This is a genomic window from Gardnerella pickettii (assembly GCF_029226345.1).
In the GTDB taxonomy this organism is placed as follows: Bacteria; Actinomycetota; Actinomycetes; order Actinomycetales; family Bifidobacteriaceae; genus Bifidobacterium; species Bifidobacterium piotii.
In genome coordinates this window covers 1,365,904-1,391,684 of sequence record NZ_JAKNCU010000001.1, presented here as the reverse complement: position 1 = coordinate 1,391,684, position 25,781 = coordinate 1,365,904, and the positions used below count along the sequence as shown (strand labels likewise).

General features: G+C 46.9%; 17 protein-coding genes and 1 tRNA gene. 6 read left to right on the top strand and 12 right to left on the bottom strand.

What is annotated here, in order from left to right:
* Positions 1-86: 86 nt before the first annotated feature.
* A complete protein-coding gene (locus MAF46_RS05625) occupies positions 87-3,044 on the bottom strand; it encodes a cation-translocating P-type ATPase (protein ID WP_060785745.1) in 2,958 nt (985 codons plus the stop codon).
* 222 nt (positions 3,045-3,266) lie between these two features.
* Between MAF46_RS05625 and rlmB the strand changes: the two genes are divergently transcribed.
* Both rlmB and MAF46_RS05615 read left to right on the top strand, forming a co-directional pair.
* The gene (rlmB, locus tag MAF46_RS05620; RefSeq protein ID WP_004132439.1) at positions 3,267-4,262 is read left to right on the top strand and encodes a 23S rRNA (guanosine(2251)-2'-O)-methyltransferase RlmB; all 996 of its coding nucleotides are present in this window, start codon (positions 3,267-3,269) and stop codon (positions 4,260-4,262) included.
* Positions 4,263-4,317: 55 nt separating this feature from the next.
* On the top strand, positions 4,318-6,093 hold the full coding sequence (locus MAF46_RS05615) for a hypothetical protein (RefSeq protein WP_060785746.1): 1,776 nt from the start codon (positions 4,318-4,320) through the stop codon (positions 6,091-6,093).
* A 67-nt stretch (positions 6,094-6,160) separates the two neighbouring features.
* Here the strand turns inward: MAF46_RS05615 and MAF46_RS05610 are convergent, their stop codons facing one another.
* A complete protein-coding gene (locus tag MAF46_RS05610) occupies positions 6,161-6,871 on the bottom strand; it encodes a nitroreductase family protein (RefSeq protein WP_060785747.1) in 711 nt (236 codons plus the stop codon).
* 9 nt (positions 6,872-6,880) lie between these two features.
* A complete protein-coding gene (locus tag MAF46_RS05605; protein ID WP_060785748.1) occupies positions 6,881-8,746 on the bottom strand; it encodes a S1C family serine protease in 1,866 nt (621 codons plus the stop codon).
* A gap of 293 nt (positions 8,747-9,039) precedes the next feature.
* On the opposite strand from MAF46_RS05605, the gene tgt reads away from it, so the two are divergent.
* The 4 genes from tgt (at position 9,040) to MAF46_RS05585 (ending at position 14,545) form a co-directional block, all read left to right on the top strand.
* Positions 9,040-10,365 (top strand): tRNA guanosine(34) transglycosylase Tgt, encoded by a 1,326-nt coding sequence (tgt, locus tag MAF46_RS05600; protein WP_196485397.1) that lies wholly within the window; start codon positions 9,040-9,042, stop codon positions 10,363-10,365.
* Between the two features lie 457 nt (positions 10,366-10,822).
* Positions 10,823-10,905 (top strand) — tRNA-Leu (locus MAF46_RS05595).
* Between the two features lie 180 nt (positions 10,906-11,085).
* Positions 11,086-13,770 carry a sialidase family protein gene (locus MAF46_RS05590; RefSeq protein WP_060785750.1) on the top strand — a complete coding sequence of 895 codons (2,685 nt, stop codon included), beginning with the start codon at positions 11,086-11,088 and terminating at the stop codon, positions 13,768-13,770.
* Positions 13,754-14,545, top strand: a complete 792-nt coding sequence (locus MAF46_RS05585; RefSeq protein ID WP_016636256.1) for a FadR/GntR family transcriptional regulator — start codon at positions 13,754-13,756, stop codon at positions 14,543-14,545. Before MAF46_RS05590 ends, MAF46_RS05585 begins: the two co-directional genes overlap by 17 nt.
* A gap of 107 nt (positions 14,546-14,652) precedes the next feature.
* Here MAF46_RS05585 and nagA read toward each other — a convergent pair whose 3' ends face one another.
* From nagA to MAF46_RS05540, 9 genes are all read right to left on the bottom strand, one after another.
* Entirely contained in the window at positions 14,653-15,912 is a 1,260-nt protein-coding gene (gene nagA / locus MAF46_RS05580; protein WP_016802194.1) for an N-acetylglucosamine-6-phosphate deacetylase, read from the bottom strand.
* Positions 15,913-15,982: 70 nt separating this feature from the next.
* Positions 15,983-16,795 (bottom strand): glucosamine-6-phosphate deaminase, encoded by an 813-nt coding sequence (nagB, locus tag MAF46_RS05575; RefSeq protein ID WP_060785751.1) that lies wholly within the window; start codon positions 16,793-16,795, stop codon positions 15,983-15,985.
* 203 nt (positions 16,796-16,998) lie between these two features.
* Positions 16,999-17,958, bottom strand: a complete 960-nt coding sequence (locus tag MAF46_RS05570; protein WP_060785752.1) for a dihydrodipicolinate synthase family protein — start codon at positions 17,956-17,958, stop codon at positions 16,999-17,001.
* A 178-nt stretch (positions 17,959-18,136) separates the two neighbouring features.
* The gene (locus MAF46_RS05565) at positions 18,137-18,997 is read right to left on the bottom strand and encodes an ABC transporter ATP-binding protein (RefSeq protein WP_060785753.1); all 861 of its coding nucleotides are present in this window, start codon (positions 18,995-18,997) and stop codon (positions 18,137-18,139) included.
* The gene (locus tag MAF46_RS05560; RefSeq protein ID WP_060785754.1) at positions 18,994-21,018 is read right to left on the bottom strand and encodes a dipeptide/oligopeptide/nickel ABC transporter permease/ATP-binding protein; all 2,025 of its coding nucleotides are present in this window, start codon (positions 21,016-21,018) and stop codon (positions 18,994-18,996) included. The genes MAF46_RS05565 and MAF46_RS05560 overlap by 4 nt, the downstream gene beginning before the upstream one ends.
* 1 nt (position 21,019) lies before the next feature.
* Positions 21,020-21,925 (bottom strand): ABC transporter permease, encoded by a 906-nt coding sequence (locus MAF46_RS05555; protein WP_004131261.1) that lies wholly within the window; start codon positions 21,923-21,925, stop codon positions 21,020-21,022.
* Between the two features lie 196 nt (positions 21,926-22,121).
* Positions 22,122-23,687, bottom strand: a complete 1,566-nt coding sequence (locus tag MAF46_RS05550) for an ABC transporter substrate-binding protein (protein ID WP_060785755.1) — start codon at positions 23,685-23,687, stop codon at positions 22,122-22,124.
* Between the two features lie 320 nt (positions 23,688-24,007).
* A complete protein-coding gene (locus MAF46_RS05545) occupies positions 24,008-24,676 on the bottom strand; it encodes an N-acetylmannosamine-6-phosphate 2-epimerase (RefSeq protein WP_004131256.1) in 669 nt (222 codons plus the stop codon).
* A gap of 72 nt (positions 24,677-24,748) precedes the next feature.
* A complete protein-coding gene (locus MAF46_RS05540; RefSeq protein WP_060785756.1) occupies positions 24,749-25,765 on the bottom strand; it encodes an ROK family protein in 1,017 nt (338 codons plus the stop codon).
* Positions 25,766-25,781 lie beyond the last annotated feature (16 nt).

Below are 25,781 nucleotides of genomic sequence, written 5' to 3'. Positions count from 1 at the left end.
TCAAATCTCCTTGCGATAAAACTTCGTAAAACAAACACTTAAACACACTTATATGCCAAGTGTAGCGCGTGCCGCGGTCGAAAATATTAGGCAGATATTGCAACAGAAGAAGCAGCTTTGCGTTTAGCAATAAATCGCAAAACGCACTTTCTTAACTCCGAAGCAATAAGCACAACCATTGAAAGCCCAAGGCACTCCACCCACTCCATAAAGTCGAGCGGAACTGTGCCAAACGGACCATTAAGGAATGGTATATAAATTACAGCAAGCTGCAACACTACGGAAACTGCGATTGCGCCCCAAAGCCAACGATTTGCAAACAAGCCAACAAACACGCTTTGCAAATGCGAGCGAGACGCAAGAGCATTAAGCATTTGCGCAAACACAAGAATAGTAAAGCCCATTGTGCGCGCGTGAGTCATTTGAGCGGCATGAGTTAAAACAGTTGTGGAGCGGTCTGTAAACAATCCGCCAGCCAAATGCATATCCATGCCAATCAGCGTTATAGCTGCCATAATCACGCCAATAAACACAATGTCTCCCCACATTGGCTTATCGATAACGCTATCCGTAAGTCTTCGCGGACGCCTATTCATAACATCATCCGTTTGCGGATCAACGCCCATTGCGAGCGCAGGAGCCGCGTCCGTAAGCAAATTAATCCAAAGCAATTGAGTTGCAAGAAGAGGCAAAGTCACGCCTACGGAGTTTGGCTGCGTAATTCCCAAAGCGCCAGCAAACACTACGCCACCAAAAACAGTGAACACTTCGCCAACGTTGGAACTAAGCAAATATCTCAAGAATTTACGAATATTGTCGAAAATTCCGCGACCTTCGCGCACTGCTGCAACGATTGTAGAGAAGTTGTCGTCTGCCAAAATCATCTTGGCAGATTCCTTTGTGACTTCCGTACCCGTAATGCCCATCGCAACGCCAATATCTGCCGACTTTACAGCAGGAGCATCGTTTACGCCATCGCCAGTCATAGCAACAATATTGCCTTGCCTTTGAAGCGAGGAAACAATCGCAAGCTTGTGTTCTGGAGCAACGCGCGCGTACACGCTCACTTTGCTAATCGCATCGTCGAAAGCAATGTTGTCGTCATCCCTAGAAAGTAACTCGTCAAGCTCATCGCCTGTAAGTGCATGCTCATCTTTTCCAATAATGCCAAGGTCGCGAGCGATTCGAGCGGCAGTAAGTGGATGGTCGCCAGTAATCATAACAGTTCGGATTCCAGCACGATGCGCTTGAGCAACGCTATCTCGAACTTCGATTCTAGGAGGATCAATAATCGCAACCATGCCGTTCCAAATCAAATCAGATTCCAAAACATCACTTTGCTCAGCAACATCTGCGATTTGGCCTGCAGCATTAGAAACCATGCCGTCAACTTTAGCTAAACTATCTACGCCAAGCGGCCTATACGCCATTGCAAGCGTGCGATACGCTTCTCCAGATAGCTTTTCCACGTTTGCAAGAATCTCTTCGCGGTCTCCTTCTGTAAGCGGACGAACAGCGCCAGCCACTGCGATTCGCGTGCAATAAGAAAGCAAAACATCTGGAGCGCCTTTTGCGCAAACAATAAGATTTCCAGAATCCGAGCCATCTTTAACAACAACAGACATGCGTTTGCGCTCAGAAGTAAACGGCACTTCCGCAACGCGACTAAGATGCGCGTAACGCTTGTCTGCCTTGGTTTTGCGAGCCGCAACAATAAGCGAAACCTCGGTAGGGTCGCCAACTGGCTGCCATGCGTCAGACGATTCATTATGGTGCAAGTCGCCATCGTTTGCCAAGTACCCAGATCCGAGCGCGCCAATCACCTCTGTAGCTAGAGCTGGAGGAACTGCCAAATCCGCATCTAAAGAATCAAGCAAAACCATTCGCCCTTCTGGTTTATACCCACTACCCGTAAGCTGCACTTGGCCACTAGGCGTTATAACACGCTCAACAGTCATCTCGTTTCGAGTTAAAGTACCAGTTTTGTCGGAGCAAATAACAGATGCGGAACCAAGCGTTTCTACAGACGAAAGCTTTTTAACAACAGCATGATGCTTTACCATACGCTGAACGCCAAGCGCAAGAACTACTGTCAAAATCGCCGCCAAGCCTTCTGGAACAGCAGCAACGGCAAGAGAAACAGAAAGAAGCAAAGAATCTATAACATCTTCAATAGTGTGGAAGCCTTCAAGCGCCCACATAGACGCAAGCACAACGGCTGCAATAATACACACTGCGATTCCAAGAACCTTAGATACGCGAACCATCTCTTTCTCGAGAGGAGTGGCTTCTTCTTGCGCACTAGAAAGCATATCCGCAATTTTTCCAACCTGAGTTTTCATGCCAGTAGACGTGACGATTGCGCGACCAGTGCCCTGCGTTACAGCAGTGCCATTAAACACCATATTTGTGCGGTCTGCTAAAGATTTTGGCGAAGCTAGAGTTTCTGGACGCTTACTGACGGCAACCGATTCTCCCGTAAGGCTTGCTTCTGCAACGCGCAAAGAAGCGGCTGCAATAAGCCTTGCATCTGCAGAAACAGCATCGCCTTCGCCAAGAACCAAAATATCTCCAGGTATAACATCCGCTGTATCTATGCGCATAACTCGCCCATCTCTAAGAACAGACGTTTGCGGAGCGCTCATTTTTGCCAGCGCTTCAACTGCTTCTTGCGCACGCGATTCTTGAATATAGCCCAAAACTGCGTTTGCTATAAGAATCACGATTATAACTATTGAGTCAAATGGCAGAACTTCGCCGCCACTTTCGCCACCATGTTGTGCGCGCTCAACAAACCATGCGATTGCGGAAATAATAGTCGCCGCTATAAGCAAGTAAACAAGCGGATCCTTAAACTGTTCGAGGAATCTCTTCCACGCTGGTGTTTTAGGAGCGCTAGCTAAAACGTTCGGGCCAAATTGCGCGAGCCTTTTAGCTGCCTCGTCGCTGCTTAAACCCGTAGAAACGTTTACATTAAGCGAATTTGCAACATTTTGCACGTCTTGCAATGACGGATCTTTGGATTGATCGCTTTGATCAACCATATTTTCCCCCTTGGGAGCGCCGCGGAGTAGTCAATAATCAAAATTTTATGCAAAGCTAACTCAAAATCTTGATTATTGCGCGGTTGTGGATTATTGCAATAACAATAATTTGCAATAATTAAGTACCGTTCTATTATGCCACATAAAGCGCCAAATACTAATGCCTCGCTGATGCAGCACCAAAGCATCGCTAATGCCTCGGGGGCATGTGAAAATAAGAATATGGCTATGAAAAAAGGACCGACCAAGGGGTCGGGTGGAAAACATCGTAATGCATTGCGCGGCAAGGGTCCTACTCCTAAGGCAGAAGACCGCGTTTACCATAAGGCTTATTTCGCTAAAAAAGCTGCGATTAAGCGCACTTTTGCAGATCCGCGTTTGGCTGCTAGACGCAGAGTAGATAAGTTGGGCACAGATAGCGATGAGTTGGTTATTGGGCGAAACGCAGCTCTTGAAGCTTTGCGCGTAGGCGTTCCTAGCACGCAGCTTTATGTGGCAAACCGCATTGAGCACGACGATCGCACGCGCGAAATCGTTAAGCTTGCCGGCATGCAAGGCTTGCGACTTTTGGAGGCGGATCGCCTAGAGATGGATCGCATTGCTCACAGCACTAATCATCAGGGCATTATATTAAAAGTGCAGCCTTATCAATACTATTCGCTGCAAGAGCTTGTTGACCGCGCAGAAAAGAAGGCTCGCGCTATGGAAGCAGCGGATTCTGCATCCGCTCGCATTAACGCACGCCCATTGTTTATAGCGCTAGACGGCGTTACCGATCCGCAAAATCTTGGTGCTGTTATTCGATCCGCGGCCGCTTTTGGCGCAAATGGCGTAATCTTGCCAGAACGCAGAAGCGCATCTGTTACGGCTGCCGCTTGGAAGGTTTCTGCAGGCGCTGCAGCGCACTTGCCTGTTGCTAGAGTCGTGAACTTAAACAAGGCGATTCAAGGTTTGCGCGAGCGCGGCTGGTACGCGATTGGCCTGGATGGCGGCGGAGACAAGCTTGTTGGCGAAACTGGTTTTGAAACCGATCCGCTTGTTGTAGTTCTTGGAAGCGAAGGCAAGGGCATGAGTCGCCTAACGCGTGAAGCTTGCGATGCTATTGCAGGCATCCCAATCTCTAGCGCTGTTGAATCTCTTAACGCATCCGTTGCAGCTGGAATCAGCTTGTATGCTGTTGCTAATGCGCGTAGACTTGCCGCTTTAAGTCAAAATTAGCAATTGCATTGCGGATTTAAGAGTATTGCGGATTTAAGAGTTAACGGTAATGCGAATGCGGATTTTTAAGACACGCAATTTACGCAATCTACGCAATCTACAAAGCTCACATAACGCGCGCACATTGGCTCTGCTTTTGGCTTTTGTTTTATACATTGCGATTATTGCAATCGTAATGTGTTTCCACGAACCTTGGTTCGACGAAGCTCAAAGCTGGCTGATTGCGCGCGATTCGCCAATCGCAAGCATTTTTAGCGTTAGAACGCATTACGAAGGTCACCCTCCTTTTTGGAATCTTTTACTTGCGATTGCAGCCAAAAGTGGCATTCCATACGAGTTTGGAATTAAGGGCATTCAGCTGGTTTGCGCAAGCCTACTTGGTGCGTGGCTTATTTTTAAGTCGCCTTTTAAGCACGCAAGTAGCCTTGTAACTTTTCTTATTCCCTTTACTTATTTTGCTTGCTTCCAGTACGGAGTTACATCGCGACCATACGCCTTGCTTTGCTTAAGCTTGCTAGTAGCGGCACATTATTGGAATAGCGCGGATTCTAAGACTTCTAGTGCTTGGAAACTGGCGATTAGTCTTATGTTTATGTGCTTGCTTAGCGTATACGGAATTGCGTTTGCTGCAGGATTTACGATTGCTTGGATTTGGCGAGTTTTTAGCAAGAACGTTAACGAAAACCTTAACGAAGATCTTAGCAAAACTCGCAATAAAACTCTTGATTTTAATGCAATTTTTCACGCGATTAAGGCAACAATTATACCGTCAATCGCATCAAATTTGGCACGACTTATATCTTGGGGATTAATCGCCATTTTTGGCGTTGCAAACCTTGCTCTTGCATGGCCAGCAAAAAACGCATTCGCCACTCGCGCAACGATTGATGGCAATTCAACAATCGCAAAATGCTTCGCTTTTATATTTGTAATGCCTTCCGAAAGCATGTTTACAAGCTTTTATGGCGATATTTCAATGCGAAGAATGCCTTTTGACTTTTTGCCAATTGCAATATGCACGATTTTTAGCCTTGCGATTTGGGCATTTGCAATTAGAATAACCAAGCGCAGAAAACTTCTTGTAGTTCTTGTAATCCCTTATCTTGTTCTTACAATCGTAGCTATTCGCTATTTTACGCTTCACCACGCAGGTCTAATCTTTGTATTTTTGCTATCTGTGCTTTGGATAAGTCACATTAAAGAGCCACTTAGCAGCAAAGATATTCCTGCGATTTTTGTTAAAATCGCCTCTACTAAATCCAGATTTATAAAAAACAAAGCTTTGAAAATCAACTTGCTAATTTCAATAATTCTTGCACCAAGCCTAATTTGGAACGCGTTCGCTTGCGTAAACGACATTCTGTTTGACTATTCGCCTTCTAGAGCCGTAGCGCAATACATATCTAGCAATCACTTGCAAAATAAGCGTTTTGTAGCATCTTGGCTCCATAATTACGAGCAAGTTGACGAAAGTGGAAACGTTATTTCGCACGAAGAAATCGACACTCACCAATATTCGTGGCTTTTAATAGGCGCAAACCCTTATTTTTCTAAGAATCTTATAGATTGTGCATACAAAAACAAGACTTTTATAACAAACGAAAGCTCGTCTGCAAGTCAGCAAGAAAAAGAGTTGGCAGCGTGCGCTGCAAAGGGCGAGCCAGAGTTTTTTGTTAGCGAATCCAGCCAGCCGTGGTACTACTTCTTGGCATTAAACTACAACATTTCGCACTACAACGCGCACACTGTTTCCAACGTTAAAACGTCTTGGAAAGCTCTTGTTTGGGAAAGCACTGCCACTATTTACGAGCGAAAAGCGCATATAAAATAAGCAAAAGCTGTTGTTTAGCAATCACTAAGAAATAAACTTAGCAACCTCTAAACAACAGCTACAGCAGCTACAGCAGCTCAATCTTTGGATGCTCGGCTCTAAACTCGTTTGTGTGCGAATCGCTAGCATACCCAAGCGCAAATCCAGTTAAAAGCTCCATGTTTTCTGGAACATCAAACTCCGCATCCAATGGGCTCCGCCAAGTTGACAAAACACCAAGAGGGCAAGAGTCAACACCTAAATCTTTAGCAGCAAGAAACAGAGTTTGCAACATAAGGCCAGCGTCCATTGCAGCAAACGGCATAAAATCGCGCCTAGCTAAAACAAAGCCAATAACGGGCGCTCCAAAAGCCTCGAAATTCCTGCGCGTATGGGCGTTCCTGGCTGCAAAATCGTGCCTTTCGATTCCTAAATGCGAATATAACGCTAGACCGAGTTTAGCGCTTCGCTGCTTTAAGTCGCTAGGATACGGCTTTGCAACAGGAACGTCGCCATTAGGCGCTGACTCTTGAGCAAACTGAGCGCGCTCAGATTCGCTCAAGCTCTTATCTTTGGCTTTAAGCATTGCATTGCACTTATCTAAATAAGCTTTTACAATGTTGTCTTTTTTGCTGCCTTGCGCAATAGCAAGCGCATAAGCTCTTGTGTTGCTCCAGCTTGGTGCAAGAGAAGCAGTGTGCAATATTGACTCTAAAACGTTTTGCTCAATCGGCTTGTTCAAAAAGTCGCGTGCAGAAAACCGCTCCGATGCAAGTTGGCTAAAATCTTTGTAGGTCATGGTATCAGTTTACCAAAAACCGAATGGGTCAAAAATGCCACCGTCGTCGGAATCGTCGTCTCCGCCTCTAGGAAGCTGATCCAAAGTGTCGTCGTCATCATCCGAAGAATCGCCGCCATTGCCATTCTGGCTCTTCTTATCGGAAGAATCAGGCTTCTTGTTGCTGCGCTTTCTTAGCGAGCGAGGATCTTGACGAGTTGCTCCATTAACCGCAGCTTCTTCTTGGTTAAACTTGACTGTTAGATTTACAGTTCCATTACCGCGAACAACCGTTATTGTTGCTTTATCTCCCAAAGCGGTAGCGCGCACAAATCCAAGCAGCGAGTAGTTGCTTGTAACAGACTTGCCATTAAACGCTACGATTGTATCTCCAGCACGCATTCCACCCTTTGCAGCAGGAGCACCAGGAGTTACAGAGGCCACTTGAGCGCCGCCACGCGTAATGTTATTTTGCGTTACATTTACGCTTTTAACCATGATTCCAAGAGCAACGTGCTTTACGGAACCGTTCTTAATGATCTCGTTTACTACGCGCTTAACAAGGTTAGAAGGAATAGCAAAGCCGATTCCAATAGAGCCTGCTGTGCCACCTCTTGCAGAAGTTGCAGCAATAGACGAGTTAATACCAATCACTTTTCCAGAAGCGTCGAAAGTTGGGCCGCCCGAATTACCTGGGTTGATTGCGGCATCAATTTGCACAGCATTTGTAACGATTTCCGAACGACTTTGATCATCCATAACAGAAACTGGGCGATTAAGCGCAGATACAATACCCGTTGTAGCAGTATCGTCATATCCAAGCGGATTTCCGATTGCCATTATTGGCTGGCCAACCGCGAGCGCGTCCGAATCCGCAAAATCAACTGGCTTTACGCTGCTAGGCAAACCGTCTACTTTAAGCACAGCCAAATCAGTAGTTTTATCTGTTCCAACAAGCTTAGCCTTGTAAATCTGACCGTTAGAAAGTGTTACTTGGAGCTGTTGCATGCCAGCAATAACGTGGTTGTTTGTAACAACATGACCTTGCTTGTCGATTATTGCGCCAGAGCCTTTGCTCATGTTTTTGCTATTGCGCGCCTGAATAGACACAACTCCGCCAGAAACGTTTTTAGAAACCGAGCGCCAATCGGGAGACTGACCTCCTTTTACTACGGCTGTTCCTTTTGAAGGACTTTGCGCACCCACATCTGCAAGTGTTCCCGCGCCTGGAATAGGAATCAAGCCTTGAGTAAGAACAAACGCCATTACAACAACGCACACAATTGCAGAAATAATGGACGACACAATTGCCACCATTATTGTTGAGTTTTCTTTAGATTCCGCCTTAAATCCGCGCTTTTTATAAACCACATTTGGATTTTGGCCTAGCATTTGGCTTGGCGATTGGCTTTGCATTTGGCCTGACGCTTGATTTGAAGCTTCAGCAGGCTGACTTTCCACACTATTATCCGCGCTATTATCATCGCTCAAATCGTAAGGATTGCCGAATCTAGTTTGCTTTTGCTCTCCATTGCTATCATATGGATCGCCATATGGCAAAAATGGGTTATCTAAATCGTTGCCATATTCTGATTTCTCATAATCACGGCTATTTGCGCTATTCGCTACACTTGCACCACTCACGCCACTTTGCTCTTGATTTTGCAACGATTCGCCAAAATTATTAGAATCACCGCTATTCTTATTTGCATCACTATTAGCATCGCCAGCATCTACAGGACCATACGCTCCGTATTCGGGAGCTGGTCTATAAATCTGCTCTGGATTCACATGATTTTCCTGCGCACTCGTTGGCTCCGATTGGCTTTGTGAAGCATTGCCATTTTGCTCTTCACTAGAATCGTAGGCCTTAGAATCGTAAATATCGTCAGCCATTAATCCTCCTTAAATCTTTTACAAAGCATACTCTAATCTGATTACACAAATTCATACAAGCTAATATGCAATTAATGTGCAATTTTTACACAATTTTGCGTTTACAATACGAGTTAAACGTGCCGCTCTTAAAATTACCTGAATATTTAGTAGTATAAATGCCGTATAAATACCACATATAACCCATAAATTAGCTAACTATTTTTATAAAAATTATAAAAACACGTAAAATTTAACGAACGGCTGCTTGCGACTTTTCCGCGCGCAATGCCGCAACTTCTACGCGTATCGTCATGCCTTCTAATAGAGTAAAAGGTATGACTAATCTTATTGAGCACCCACGCGGAGCAGAGCCTGGTAAGCCAGGAGATCGCAGCGAATTCTCGTTTACAACAAAAACACGTTTAGAAAATGCTGCAGATGGTAAAGGAAAAGACGGAGCCAGATACGGGCGAACTGGTGTGATTCGCACGCCTCATGGCGATATTCACACGCCTGCGTTTGTGCCAGTTGCAACTCAAGGCGCAATGAAGGCCGTGCTACCAGAGTCAATAAAAGACCTGGGCGGCCAATGCATGCTTTCTAACGCATTCCATTTATATGAGCGCCCTGGCGAAGACATTTTAGACGAAGCTGGCGGTCTTGCAAAGTTTATGAACTGGGATGGCCCAACTTTTACGGATTCTGGCGGATTCCAAGTGCTTTCGCTTGGAGCAGGATTCAAAAAGACGCTTGCAATGGACGTTACTGGCATGAAGTCCGACGACGTAATCGCAGCTGGCAAAGAGCGCATGGCATTCGTTGACGAAGATGGCGTCACTTTTAAGTCTCCTCTAAACGGCTCGATTCATAGATTCAGCGCAGAAATCTCAATGGGAATTCAGCACAAGCTTGGCGCAGATATTATGTTTGCTTTCGACGAGCTTACAACACTTATGAACACTCGCCGCTACCAAGAAGAGTCTGTTGAGCGCACCTTCCGATGGGCCAAGCGATGCGTTGCAGAACACAAGCGATTAACCGAGACGCGATTGGGAAAGCCATATCAGGCGTTGTATGGAGTTGTTCAAGGCGCAAATTACGAGGATTTGCGTAGGCGCGCGGCAGAACAAATTGCTTCGCTCGACTTTGACGGCGTTGGAATCGGCGGCGCGATTGAAAAGCGCATTATTGGAGATACTTGCGCTTGGATTTGCGATGCTATGCCAGAAAATCGCCCTCGCCACGTGCTTGGAATCGCGGCAGTTGACGACATTTTTGCTTGCGTAGAAAACGGAGGCGATACGTTTGATTGCGTGGCTCCTGCGCGATGCGGCCGAAACGGCGCGATTTTTACTCGCCACGGGCGATACAACGTAAAGCGCGCGGAATTTAAGCACGACCAAGGGCCACTTGAAGCTGGCTGCGATTGCTACACTTGCACGCATTATTCGCGCATGTATGTTAGCCATTTGCTGCGCGCTAAAGAGATGAACGGATACACGCTTGCCACTATTCACAACGAGCGATTCTTTGTTAAGCTTCTAGACGACATTCGCGCGTCGATTGACGGCGGATATTTTGAAGACTTCCGCGATGAGTCGTTAGCCCATTATTATGAGAATGGGTCGCGCGGATAATTTGCTTGGTGTTGCGCGATCCTTACTTGGTATTGCGCGAGGGCTGGGTGATTCTACGCTCGCGCGGATTAGCCGCGCTCACGCCTTCGCCGCGCAGAAGCAATGCTTCTGCTTTAAGCGGCTCAGCGAATCGAGATGTATCGCTCGCGCGTTACAGCGCGCTCACGTCTTCGCAGCGCAGAAGCAGTGCTTCTGCCTTGAGCTGCTCAGCGCTCCGAATTGCCTTTTCGCGCTACGCTTTAAGCGAAAAGGCAGGTCGTCGCGCCCACGCATTATGCAGCTCGAAGTCGTCGATTCGCCGCAAAAAATATCGAATCTCTACCTAGCTTTGCGTAATCATGTAGCTCAAAACAGCAATTAGAGCAACAAAAAGCGGAAAGTTGACGAGTTTTGCATAAACACACAAGTGTCAATATTTGCTAAACGGCTGCAAATATGGTAGCTTTGTGGTCTGTATGCGAACGTGGCGGAATGGTAGACGCGCTGTCTTCAGGTGGCAGTGAGTGTATGCTCATGCGGGTTCAAGTCCCGCCGTTCGCACTCTTTAAGAACGTTGATTTTTCAACGTTCTTTCTTGTTTTGTAGCATCATTTTGCAACGCAATGTGCAACAATTGTGCATTTGCTTAAAAATGTGTGATAGACTGAATAGTGAACGTCATAAGACGTCAGACGTGTTAAAACATTGGTGTTTTAATTTTTACGGTCATGGAGGACTAAAATGGAACGTCGTTCAACGAAGACGACGAACCTAAGCGGAGATATAGCGAATATCGTAGGTTCGGAGCACACGCGATTCAGTCATGCCACAATAAAAATTACACCATCTACTGAAATCAAAAAATATAGCGAAAACACGTCGGAAATCAATCGCAAAGATAAAAACGAGGAAATAAATCAAAACGAAGGAATAATAAGGTTCAAATTTGTAGCAAATACGGATTGTGATTTATTGCATATTAAGCCAGCACAAAAATCACCAGCAACCGCACTACAAGAGGACGCAACTCCAATAATAAAAATAAGTATTAAAGAAGATGCTCCCCTGCTTATTGCGCAAAATCTTTTGGAAGATAGCGCAGACGCAAATGGCGCGAAAGAAATCGCGTTGCACATGGAAGATGCGCTAGGTGCATGCGACGGTAGCGAACACGATTTTGCAGTAACGTACGGAAGTTTTGGAAGCCGATTCTATTTAGACGGATACCAATGCTTTGCGAGCGCAACGAATCTTGGGTCGCAAAGAGTGAGCGAAAAAGCGGCCGAAGTGTGTGCAGCTCAGGCAGAATCTTCGCAAATCTACGACTTTTACTACTCAAACCACTTGCCAAATCCAGAAGAAATCGCAAATTCGGCCACACAGGCACAGCCAGACATATGGTTTGCAGGACCTACGATTTGCGCAAGAGACATAAAACGCGTATCTTGCAAGTCGAGCGGAACTTTGCACATTCAATTTAGATTGCGCGGCCCTGGCCAACACGGAGTGCTTTTTGCTGCTGGAACTGTTGGAACAAAAACTAAGCAAGAATCTAGCGAAAAAATAAGCGTGCATGCAGGGCCAGAAGGCATAAAAATCACGCTAATCGACGACGAAACGTGTGTAAAAAGCGTAATCGAAGCAGCCGCAAGTGTTGACGATGGCGAATGGCACGACTTGATTATTCGCGCAAATCGCGGAGCAACCGACATTTACGTAGACGGATACAGCCAGTCGCACAACATAGGGCAATTCTGGTTTGCAAACATACCAGAATTAGACGCCGTAAGCATTGGCGAAGACTTGCGCGGAGTGCGATTAATGGGCGAAGCTAGAACAGGCGGAATCTACTTTAGCGCACTAACCGAAGGACAAATCCAAAGAATATCAAAAGTAAAGCCGCTTGTAACAACTGCACTATTTGACACGGGATATGCGGGCTCTCGCAGCTACAGAATACCGTCGCTCGTAAAAACGCGCATGGGAACGCTAATCGCAGGAGCAGACCAGCGAACAAGCGTTTCAAACGACGCTCCAAACCACATAAACTTTGTGATTCGCCGATCCGCGGACGGCGGCAAAACGTGGGAGCCTTTGCAAACCGTAATCAACATGCCTGGCAAAAACCTTGGAAAACTGGGCGCTAGCGCAATCGACTCCTGCCCTGTTTTAGACCTAGAAGGCAAAAGCGAAAGAATCAACGTATTAATCGACATTAATCCTGGCGGAATTGGGCTAACAAATTGCAAAACCGTTGTAGGCGTGGACACGCGCGGAAGAATCAAGCTTATAGACCGCTTAGGTGGCCACTACGCGGCGGCAATGAACGCAAGCGCGGCCGTAAAATTGCCATGCGATTCTAGCGAAAAAGAATGCGCAACAAAGTGGCTAGTTTTCCCAGATGGAAGCATAAAAAATGGCGATTTGAGTGGCGACTCAAGCAATAACTCGCACAATAGTCAAACTTGCGACCGTTCCACGTGGAACATATGGCAATCGCCCGAAACAGCGAGCAAAGATCAGCCATTATTCGCCGAAAAAACGTGTTATATAGCGCAAATCTATTCGGACGACGACGGCAAAACGTGGAGCGAGCCACGCTTAATCGACCACATGGTTAAGGAGCCATGGATGAGCTTTGCGGGAGTATGCCCAGGGAACGGAATTGTTATTAGACAAAACGAAAAACATTACGGCAGAATACTCGTGCCATTCTATTGCAGCGGCCAAAGCAAATCGCACTATTCTTCGGGAGCGCTTATTTCGGATGACGACGGCAAAACGTGGAGCCGAGGCAAAATGATTAACGAAGGGCGATTAATAAACGGAAAAATCGTAGATCCTGTAACAATGCAAGACGACGATGCAACAAGCTCCGAAACCGTGTTTGTTGAACGCAAAAATGGCGATATTCTAGCATTCTTCCGCAATCAAAATCGCTCGGGATGTGTAGGCAAAGCCATTAGTCATGATTGCGGAGAAACTTGGAGCGAGCTGATTTTTGACACAAGTTTGCCAGAGATATTCAGCCAGCCGAGCGCAACTTGCTTTAGCAATGAAAATGCAGACTGCATAGCGTTTGCAAACGCAAGTCAAATGATGCCATACCGCGGCCGCGGAGTTGTGCGATTTAGCTACGACGGCGGGCAAACGTGGGCAAAAAGCGTGTGCATAAACCCATTCCACCACGTTTATCAATGCATTAGCTCTAGCAATAAACGAACTTTGCAACTACTGTGGGAAAGAGAAACTACTGGAATTTATATAACAGCAATAGATTCCTCGCTTTGGCAGCAAGATAGTTTGCACGCAGGTTTCAAAAACAAAGTACACAAAAACAAAGTACACAAAAACGGAAAAATGGAAGACACAAAAGAGAGAAGACTCAAGCGAACTGAAAGGAGCCAAAATGGAAGAGACATTTAGCAGCCGCGAAGACGATGAGATGACAACACTAGACCGCTTATCGTTATTGCAAGCAAGCTCTAACTCCGCTCCAATCGCAGCAAGAAAGCGCTGCGATGAAACAATGGACGCAATCAGATCGCTTATTTTAAGAGAACGCTTGCAACCAAAAGACATGCTGCCAACTGAGCCAATGCTATGCAATTTGATTGGCGCATCAAGGTCATCGGTGCGCGAGGCGATTCGCAAGCTGGAAGCACTTAACATTGTGGAAGTTAAGCAAGGAAAAGGCATGTTTGTTGGCTCGCTATCTTTGGACCCAATGGTGGAAACACTCGCTTTTCGCTCCTTAATCTCCATTAATAAGAATTTTGAAGACTTGAATAACGTTGTAGAAATGCGAAAATTCCTAGACCTTGGATGCGCGGATAAGGTGGTTGAGTCACTTAAAGGAACGCAGCATCCAGAGCTGGAAGCGCTTTCGGAAATAATGACTAAAGAAGCGCATGCTGGAAAAACATTCTTGGAACAAGACATTGCTTTCCACACGGGCATTTTGCGCGCGGTAAACAATACGATTGCAGAGCAATTCGTGCGATGCTTGTGGCTTGTACATATGGCTGTTTTGCCACAATTGGGGCTGGAAGTTTCGGACGAACTTGAAAAAACCGCTAGAGCGCACGAACTTATGCTAAAAACGGCTATTGCGGGAGACGCAGATGGATATAGGCAAGCTGTAAACGACCATTACGAGCCGATTCAGTCGATTTTGCTTAATCGACTGCAAAAGCACTAAATAAATGGAAGAACCGCTCCCTAACTAAACGAGAGCGGTTCTTTCATCTTCAATGGTGATGCCTGAGTACTACAGCATCACGATTAATCGCAACGATACGATTTACGTTACGAAATTTTATGGCCGTCGCACCAAACGTGCTCAACTGCCAAAGTTCCTGGATCAAGCAAAAGCAAATCGGCTGCATACCCCTTTTCAACTAAGCCCAAAGGAGCACTAGTTATAGCATTCGGCTTATCTACTCCAAGCGCGCGAGCAGGAACAATAGTCGCAGCAGCAATCGCCTCTGGCAATCCGATTCCAAGCTCTTTAACAGCGCGCTTAATAGCAACTTCTAGAATCAAAGTAGAGCCCGCAATAGCGCCATTAGAAACAAGCCTTGCATGGCCGCCCGTAACAGTAACATCTAAAGCGCCAAGCTTATAAGCGCCATCTGCGCACCCCGTTGCAGCCATAGCATCCGTTACAAACGCAATCCTTCCAACCGCTGCCTTAAACGCCATTCGCAAAACGGGGTTTTCAACGTGGAAACCGTCGTTAATTAGCTCAATCGTTACGCGCGAATCCTCCAAGGCTGCAGGGATTGGACCTGGCTTGCGGTGATGAATGCCGTTCATAGCGTTAAACATGTGAGTCATAAGCGTAGAGCCAGCGTTAAAAGCCGCGCGCGCTGTTTTATAATCCGCGTCGCAATGCCCAACTGCTGGGATCACGCCAGCTTCTACAAAACGCTTAATCGCCTCCATGCCGTGTTCTCGCTCTGGAGCCAAAGTAATCTGGCGCAAAGTGCCATCCGCCGCCTCAAGCAACGCCTCAACGCGCTCGGGAGTAGGGTCCACTAGGCAATTAGGATCGTGCGCTCCTTTTCTAGAAAGCGCCAAGAACGGCCCCTCTAAGTGAGATCCAAGCACATCTGGTCGCGTTTGCATAACGCGCTTAACAGTACGCAAATTCTCTTGCATTACGTCAAGAGGGTTTGTAATCAAGCTAAGAACTTGCCTAGTTGTTCCATGAAGCATGTGATACGCGCGCGCAATGGCAATCCCTTCGGCACCGTCGTCAAACGAATGCTCCCATGCTCCGTGAGCGTGCAAATCAATGTAGCCTGGCGCAGCAAAACAGCCACGCCCGTCTACAACGCTTAAGTCAGATGCGCGCAATCCGCAAGCATTAATCGCAAGCGCAAGGTCTTCGTCTAAAATGCCAGTTTCTAGAATCACGCCATCTTTAACCAAAATCCAAGCGTTAGGAACAATTCCGCGCGCGTCTACAACACTCACGTTGCGCACTACAAAATTGCGCCCCTCACTTGATTTTAGTGAATCATCAATCTTCTTTACGGCGTCTAAATATGCATTTTTTGACATTTCACTCACCTGCGATTGTGCTTTTGAAGTTTGTGCTTTTGAATACGTTACTTAATTTTAGACTTGAGTATCAGATTCCTTGCCAAGATGGCTTATTTGCATACACCCAACGATAGTAGTCTGCCAACTTAAGCTTGCTTGCTGCGTCTTCGTCTACAATCACAGTTGCGTGCGGGTGCATTTGAAGCGCGGAAGCTGGGCATAGCGAGCTTACTCCGCCTTCTAGCGTTGCTGCCACTGCGTCTGCCTTATTTGAGCCAAACGCAAGAAGAACAAGATGCTTAGCGCGCAAAATCGTTCCAATTCCTTGCGTTATGCAATGAGTTGGAACTTGGTTAATATCTCCGTCGAAGAATCTGCGATTATCTACGCGAGTCTGCTCGGTTAGTGTTTTAACGCGCGTACCAGACGCAAGCGAAGAGCCTGGCTCATTGAATCCAACGTGGCCATCGGAGCCAATTCCCAAAATTTGCACGTCGATTCCGCCAGAGGCCGCAATAGCAGCATCGTAGTCGGCTCCAGCGTGCGCAATCTTGCTGCCCTCGCTTAATGGCGCTCCGTTAAGAACATCTCCTGGAACGTGCACTAAATCTGGGTTTAGGCCGATTAAGTCTGTTACAGTTCTGCGGATTGTGCTGTGGTAGGACTGCTCGTGCTCTAATGGCAATCCAATGTATTCGTCAAGCGCAAATCCGCGCACGCGACTTACGTCAACATTATTTTCTTTAACAAGCTTTGCAAGATGCTCGTAGGCCTTTAATGGGCTAGATCCCGTAGCTAAGCCAAGTACTGCATCTGGCTTGCGACTAATCAAATCTACAACTGCTTTTGCGTAGAGCTCGCCAGCTTCATCTTGATCTTTTACAATAATAACTTCTGCCATCTTTGCTTCTCCTTTAAAGCTTTAATTAGCATAATTAGCAATTTTTAAGCAACATTAATCAGTAATTGTAAGCATTTATTAGCAATTATTAGCATTGCGGCATACGAATTAACGCACACCGCAACGCTATTTACTTACTATGCACCATCGGTAAAAGGCTATTAGATTATTTGATTTTTTACTTAAGACACACGCTTAAGACGTTACTTTGTGGAATCGCTCACTTCTTGCGGAGTCTTTGCCAAAGTCAAGCCAACTTCCTTAAGAACGCCAGCAACGGCTTCAACGTTTTCTCCCTTAAGTGGGCAAACTGGATCTGGCATCTGATTTGTGTCAAACACGCCAAGCAACGCCATTGCGGTCTTAAACGCTCCAACGCCAGCGCCAAAGCCTGCCACGCCGCTAGGAACAGTAACGATTTGCATCAAAGCAGCAAGCCAATCCTGCTCCTTCTTAACCGTTGCCCAATCGCCAGCCTGAGCAGCCTTCCACATGCGCACGTAGCCAGTGGCCTCAACGTTTGCAAGTCCTGGAACAGAACCGTCTGCGCCAGCCATGTATGCGCCGTCAACAACAACCTCTTGACCCGTAAGCAAAGTCAATGGGTGACCAGCCTTATTGTTGTCGTCTACAAGGAACCTAAACGACACGTCGTCGTTGGAAGAATCCTTAACGCCTGCAAGAACGCCATCTTTACCAAGCTTTACAAGCAAACCGCCTGGAAGCTTTGTGTGCACGCAAACTGGAATATCGTAAGCAAACAGAGGCAAATCTGGAACAGCTTCGTGAATAAGACGGAAGTGGCGCTCAACTTCTGCCATGCCGCCAAGTGCGTAGAATGGCGCTGTTGCAACAATCGCAGAAGCCCCAAGCTCCTTAGCTTCCTTTGCATGCTCAATAACGCGGTTTGTTTCCGTATCGATGCACCCAACCAACACTGGCACGCGGCCGTCAACAATACGCATTACGGTTTCAATGATTTCGCGGCGGCGCTTATCTGTGCTAAACGCAACTTCGCCAGAAGATCCAAGTGTGAACAAGCCGTCTACGCCAGCTTCAATCATTCTGTTAAGCGAACGCTCAAAGCTAACAACGTCTACTTCGCCGTCTGACGTTAATGGCGTAACTACTGGTGGAATAACGCCGTGGAATTTTTCTGCCATGATTAAACTTCTTTCGTATTTTTTATTATTTATGACTTATTGATTTATGATTTATGACTTTAGATTTTGCAATTAATGGGCGGCCTGCATGGATTTACTGCAAGGTCTTAACAGACCGCCCGCGCATTCAAGCTAGCGACTAGCGACTAACGACTAGCGCTTGCTCGCACTGCTCACACTACTTGCACTCTTCTTCCGTTGGGTGCAAAAGCGAAGGAGCTGCGCCCATCAAAATCTTTGTGTACGCATCCTGCGGATTGTTAATCACTTGGTGAGTTTCGCCGCGCTCAACAATCGTTCCGTGATTCATAACAACAACTTCGTCGGATATGTATCGGATTGTTTGAATATCGTGGCTAATAAACACCATTGAAAGATTCAGTTTCTTCTTTAAGTCGGAAAGAAGATTCAAAATCTGAGCACGCACAGAAACATCCAAAGCGGAAGTTGGCTCATCTGCGATTATTGCATCTGGATTAAGCGAAAGCGCACGAGCGATTGCCACGCGCTGACGCTGACCGCCAGAAAGCTGACCTGGCAAAGCGCCAAGAACAGAGTGAGGCAAACCAACCATTCGGATTAGCTCCTTGGCTCTAGCATCGCGCTCAGCTTTGCTTCCAATCTTGTGCACAACAAGCGGGTCAATCAACTGATCAATCACACTCATGCGCGCATTCAAAGCCATTGCTGGATCCTGGAATACAACGGAAACCACGCGTCCAATATCCATGCGCTCTTTTGCAGTTCTATGCGTAACGTCTTGACCTTTGAACAAAACCTTGCCGCTTGTTACTTGCTGGAGTCCGCACATAATGTTTGCAGTAGTAGACTTTCCGCAACCAGATTCGCCAACAATACCAATCGTCTTGCCTGGCATAAGCTTAAGATTTACCTTGTTTACGGCCGTAATCTTGTTCTTATGGAATAAGCCAGATCCAGCTCGAGTAGTGAACACCACTTCGGCGTCGCGCAGCTCGATGATTGGAACTTCGCCATTTTCGTTCTGCACTTTATTTACGTCATTAACATTCATGTTCATCGCACATCTCCTTTATCGGAGTTGGTCAAAATTGCGGAAGGCACATCCGATTCTGGCTCTGGAGGCGCAGCATAGAAGTGCCACGTTCCTGGAATGCGCTTCATTACTGGGCGCACGTCAAGTCCTTGATCTGGATGAGAAGAACGCGGCGCGAATCGATCTCCCTTAGGGAAGTCGGATGGGCTTGGAACAGTTCCTGGAACCTGGTGCAATCTTGGAGCACCAGCCTCAATGGAAGTTACGGAGCCAAGCAAGCCGCGCGTGTACTCATGATGCGGATCGGTGAGGATTTCCTTAGTGGAGCCTTGCTCAACAACCTGGCCTGCGTACATTACGGTAATCGAGTGCGCAACCTTTGCAACAAGAGCCAAATCGTGGCTTACAAACACCATTGCGAATCCAAGCTTTTCGCGCAATTCGTTAAGAAGGTCAATCACTTGCTTTTGAACAGTAACGTCCAAAGCGGTTGTTGGCTCATCTGCGATTATCAACTTTGGATCTCGCGTAAGTGCCATTGCAATCAACACGCGCTGACGCTGGCCGCCAGAAAGCTCGTGCGGGTAGGATTCAAGCGTGCGCTTTGGATCCAAGCCTACAAGCTCCAGCAACTCTTCGGCGCTACGAGTGCCACCTCTAGAAGTTAGCTGCTTCATTTGCGCTTTAATAAGCATTGATGGGTTTAAGGAAGACAACGCGTCTTGGTAAACCATTGCAATCTCGTGGCCACGCAAAGCATTGTGCTCCTTTGGGCTAAGCTTTACAAGATCCTTGCCATTAAAGAGGATTTGTCCACTAATCTTAGCTTTTGGATCAAGCAAGCCCATAATCGCAAGCGAAGTGATTGACTTACCGCAACCAGATTCACCAACCAAGCCCATTGTTTCGCCTGGACGAACAGAGAAGCTCAAGTGATCCACAACGTTTACGCTGCCGTAGCGTGGGAACTGAATGCACAAGTCTTTAACCTCAATAACTGGAGGCTCCGTAGACGTTGGCTGCAAGCGATCCGTGCGCTTTAACTCGGCCTCGCGAAGCTTTGCCAAAGACTCAACCAAAGCGTCGTGCTGCTCCTTGTAAGCTGCCACTGGATCGGTGAGAATCCTGTCTTCCTTGCGAGCCGCATCCGCATCTGCAACGCTCTTAGCTACTGGAGCGGTTGGAGCTGCAACCATTGCATCCGTAATGCCCTCAGAAAGAATGTTAAGGCACAAAACGGTAATCATGATTGCTAAGCCTGGGAACAATGCCTGCCACCAGTATCCAAAGATAACGCCTGCTTTAGCAGAAGACAAAATGTTGCCCCATGTTGGCGTTGGCTCTGGAATACCAGCGTTGATGAAGCTAAGAGAAGCCTCGAACACGATTGCGTCTGCAACAGAAAGCGTTGTGAACACCATAACTGGAGCTGCAATATTACGCGTTACATGCTTGAGCAAAATCCAAGGTGCGCGAGCGCCAGAAACGATTACTGCACGCACGTAGTCTTTTCCATATTCGCTTATTATATTTGCTCGCACAATTCTTGCGATTTGTGGAACGTAAAGCACGCCAATGGAAATGATGATACCAATCATGGATTGTCCAAGAATTGCAAGGCACACAGCTGCTAATGCGATTCCTGGGATAGACATTACTATATCAATCAATCGCATTATAAGCTCAGATATCCAAGTGCGGCTCACAGCTGCGATTGCGCCGATTATTGCGCCCATCACCAACGCAAAGAGCACAGACGACAAGCCGATTACCAGCGAGTAGCGAGCGCCGTACATAACGCGCGAGAACACGTCTCTACCAAGGTTATCGGTGCCAAACCAGTGCGCTCCTGTTGGCGGCTGATAGTTTTGCGTAATCTTTACTGGGTCGCATGGCGCTAGGAATCGCGCGAATACTGCGCAGAACGCCAATATTGCAATCACAATAAGCGAGATTTTAGAGCCTAAGCTCATGCTTTTAAATCTGTTAAATTTGATGCCTGGTTTTGATGCGGCATCTACTACCTGATTCTTTCCAAATAGCATGTCACACCGTCCTAATTCTTGGGTTGATCAGCACGTAAAGCAAATCAACAATAATGTTTATAAAGATGAATGCGATTGCAACAACCAAAACAACGCCTTGCACAAGCATTGGCTGGTTGCCATTAATGCCGTCAAACATTGCGGTACCCATTCCTGGGAGTGCAAAAATAACTTCTATAACGATTGCACCACCCATAAGGTAACCAATCTTCATGCCAAGAGTTGTGATTGGTGTAATCAAAGCGTTGCGGAACACGTTTCTAGCAACAACCACGCTCTTTGGAATACCTGCGCCGATTGCGGTTCGCACATAATCCTTATCCAATTCTTCTACCATCGAGGTTCGTATGATTCGCGTAAGCTGACCTGCTACTGGAAGGCCTAATGCGAAGCAAGGCATTGCCATTCTTGCAATGTACGCTTCTGGATCTTCAAAGAACGGCACAAAATCGCCAGATCCTGGGAGCCATGCGAGCTTGATTTGCAAGACGTAAATCAAAAGAACGCCAAGCCAGAAGGATGGAGTTGCGATTGCAATAATCGAAAGCACGCGAACCGTTTGATCAACCCAAGTATCGCGGTAAAGCGCTGCAAAAACGCCAAAGATTACTGCAAAGACTATTGCGATTAACAAGCCAATGAAGGTTAGTTGCAAGGTGATTGGGAAGGCGTCCGCCACTCGCTGAGCTACGGAATCCTTGTTTACGCCATAAACACCCATGTTTCCTTGGAAGAGTCCAACTATGTAGGACCCAAACTGCTCCCACCATGGCCTGTCGTATCCCATTTCGTGGCGGAAGGCTGCCAGAGCTGCTGGAGACGAGTTTTCGCCTAATGCTGCAACTGCTGGATCGTATTTAGAAAATGACATAAGGAAGAATACGAGGAACGTAACACCGAATGCCATGAACGGCAGGGCGATTAGTCGCCTACCTAAAAGTCTAAGAAAATTACTCATAAGACATCCACACATCCATTGAAGAAAATTATTATTTTTGCATAACAAAACCGACCCATCTGCACAAAGGCGAGAAAGGTAAACAGTTGGGTCGGTTTTGCGGTTAGAGGTTAGGGAAAATGAAGTTTGTTACTTTGACTTGCACCTACTTTGTTAGCTTTGCTTTTACAAGGTTGATGCCAGTGGAACCGATTGCATTCCACTCAGCCAATGCGCCCTTCTTTACAGCAGTAGTAGTCTTACGATGGAAGAGTGGGTACAGAGGCACTTCGTCGCTAATCAAGTCGAAGCACTGGTTCCAATACTTCTGGCGTTCTGCTGGCTTGGATGCTTCAAGAGCTTCGTCCATAAGCTTGTGGAGCTTTGCGTATCCTTCGGAGCTCTTCCAGAATGTGCGCTGACGGGTCCAAGCGTTGTCGCCGTACCACCAACTCATAAGCAAGTCTGGGTCGTTGCCGAACACGGATGGATCGCCTGGAGCAAGAACCATGGAGTAGTTTGCGTCGTCGCGGTCGGTAATCTGTGGGTAAAGTGCAGAAGACTTCATGGACTTGATTTCTACATCCATACCAATCTCAGCAAGATCATTCTTGATTTGTGGAGCAAGCTGAGTAATCCAAGTGTGATCCGTTGTGTAAAGAGTGAACTTTAGTGGGCCACTTACGCCAGCTTCCTTAAGCAAGCTCTTTGCCTTAGCAACATTCTTGGTGTAAACGTTCTTTGCCTTGTGGTAATTTGCGTAGTTCTTTGGCAAGAAGCTTGTTGCTGCCTCGCCCTGGCCGCTCATCTGGTTGGTAATAAGCTTGTTTACGTCAATTGCGTAGAGAGCAGCTTGGCGAACTCGCTTGTCGTCGAATGGCTTCTGCTTTGTGTTGAACATAAGGAATGGAAGAGTGAAGCCCTGTGCGGTCTTAAGCTCGGATCCAGATGCCTTCAAAGTGTTGAATGCCTGTGCTGGAACCATTTCCATTACGTCGGTCTTTCCGCCTTGCATTGCGGTTACACGAGCAGTATCGTCAACGGTTACATTCCAAACCATCTTCTTGGTCTGTGCCTTGTACTTGCCGTTGTAAAGATCGTTGCGCTCAAACTTTACTTGGTTATCTGTAATCGAAACGTACTTCCATGGGCCAGATCCGATTGGCATATTCTTAAGATCTGCATCAGACTTTGCAGATGGAACAATCTGAATCAAAGCAAGGCGCTGCTTGAACAGTGGGAACGCCTTCTTTAGCTTAAAGATTACGTGACGATTGTCTTTTGCTTCTACAGAATCAATAAAGTCGAGCATAGAGATGTAAAGGCTGCCCTTTGCAGTTGTGCGCTTAAAGGAAGACACTACATCGCCTGCGGTTACTTCCGTTCCGTCCGAGAACTTAGCAGCATCGCGAATTGTTACTTCGTATTCGGTATCGGAAATCTTCTTTGGCTCACCCTTTGCAAGAGCGTTGAAAACCTTAAAGTTGCTGTAATCAAGAGCGTAAAGTGGCTCTGTAACGTGCCAGTTTGCTGCCATTGGCAACGCGCCAGAGGTTGTAGATGGCGCAAAGTCGCGGCTTGCGTATGCAACCTGTGCGGTAATCGTGTCTTTAACAGCAGTCTTTGCTTTTGCTGCCTTGTGGGATTTAGCTCCACCGCAGCCAGAAAGCATCATTAATGCGGCCACACCAGCGGCGATTGCCGCGGTTAGCTTCGAGTTAATTCGTGCCATATTTTCTCCTCACCATTGAGTTTGGGTTTTTTGCATTTCGTCTTCGAATGCGAAAACATTTTAAATTATAGCGCGTGCGTTATTTTCACGTTACTTCAAACATAAGAGGTCTGATGTCTGATGTCAAGTTATGCGTGTGTCGAATTTGTGAAAATTTTGATTATTTTTTAAATCACGAAAAATTAGAACAAAATCGCACATAATCAACACACATATAACCACTATTTTTATTTATTTGTTACTTACGCGTTTGGCAAATCTGCGGCTGCTTGCGACTTTTCCTTAGCGCCCCCAGCCGCATCCGCCTACCTGCTCGCCTCCTACAACTTTGCTGCAAACCAGCGCGTAATCGACGTTGGATGCGTAATCGCCGTTCCAACAACAGCAGCCCAAGCGCCCATCTGCATAACCTTGTGCAACTGATCTGGAGTGTGAATACGCCCTTCGCAAATAATTGGATAATCTGGGAAAGCTTGCAAAATCTGGCCTAAAAGCTCAAAATCTGGGCCGTCCGTTTTTGGCCTTCCAGGAGAAGTGCCAGCCAAAGTGGTAGATATAATATCCGTTCCACAATCCGCCGCGCGCTTTGCATCATCGAAGTTGCCGCAATCGGCCATAACAACTATGCCTTCGTCGTGCAACGCGCGAACAGTTTGCTCGTAAGTCAAGCCATCTGGGCGTGGTCTATCGGTTGCATCAATCGCAATAATATCCGCTCCAGCAGCAGCGCAGCAGCGCGCATGACGCAAAGTCGGAGTTATGTAGACGCCTTCGTGTCCATCTTTCCAAATTCCGATTACAGGCACATCAACCTGCCCTTTAATCGCAGAAATATCCGACAACCCCTGGCATCTAATGCCAACAGCTCCACCTTCTACGGCAGCCATTGCCATTTGCGCCATTGTTTCTGGGTGTCTTAGCGGCTCTCCAGGGTATGCCTGGCAGCTAACAACTAAGCCGCCCTTGATTTTTTCAATCACAGGATTCATATAGATTCCTCCTTTTTTCAAATATGACTAAACTAAACAAAATTAAACATATCCAAACGCGACCGAACGCGATTAAACGCGATTTGAGTGAACAGCAAAAGCCGCACCGATTAGCGGAGCTGCCCCACCAAGCTTGCCCTTAACAATCGGTGTACTTTTAATCAACGTTAAAGCAGAGTCTTCAAACCCGCTTCGCATAGCGTTCCACCAAATATCGCCAGCTTCTACAACAGACCCCGAAAGCACAATCACATCTGGATCTATAAGATTCGCCATTCCTGCAACACACTGCCCCAAAGCCTTACCGCTTCTAGCCAGCGTTTCTTTAGCGTGCTCATCCTGACCTGAATTCGCGCGCACACAAACCTCGTAGCCGTTTTTTGCAAGCTCGGTGCCTTGCGGAAGATTGCTGTTGTAAAGAGTGGCAAGCCCAGTTCCAGAGGCAACTGGCTCAATATGGACAGCATGCGCTCCGCAAGAGCAGTCAAAGCCAACTCCCAGATCGCTAACAACGTGGCCAGCGTGTCCTGCAACTCCGTGCGCGCCCGTAAACAGTTTGCCGTTTACAATAATCGCGCCACCAATTCCAGTGCCTATGCCAACAGAGAACACAATCGATTTTCCGCGGCCTGCTCCGTAAATCGCCTCTCCAAGGCCGTGACCACCAACATCGCCAATCATATAAACTGGCAAATCGGTTACGCGCTTAAATGCGTCGTAAATTCGCTGACCTCTCCAACCTGGCAAAATGTCTGTAGCTGCTACAATTTCGCCAGTTTTGCTATTTGGCACTCCTGCAGCTGCTATTCCAATTCCGCTGATTTTTTTGCCACTTTTCGCCGCATCTTCCAATATTTGCTTTGCGCGAGCTACTAGGCGATTCTTTATATCTTCTCCGCCTTTTGCAGCTTCGGTTGGCATAGAGCCATAGTCTTCTACTGTTGGAGACGCACAATCTGCGCTTTCTTTACCAACGCTAGACCCTGAAGATTCTAAAGGCTCTGGCAAAGTCACCAATCCGTACGCGATTTTTGTTCCGCCTATGTCAAAAGCAAGATACGTAGAGCGATAATCTTTTACTTCGTCCATAACAATTTCCGTTTTC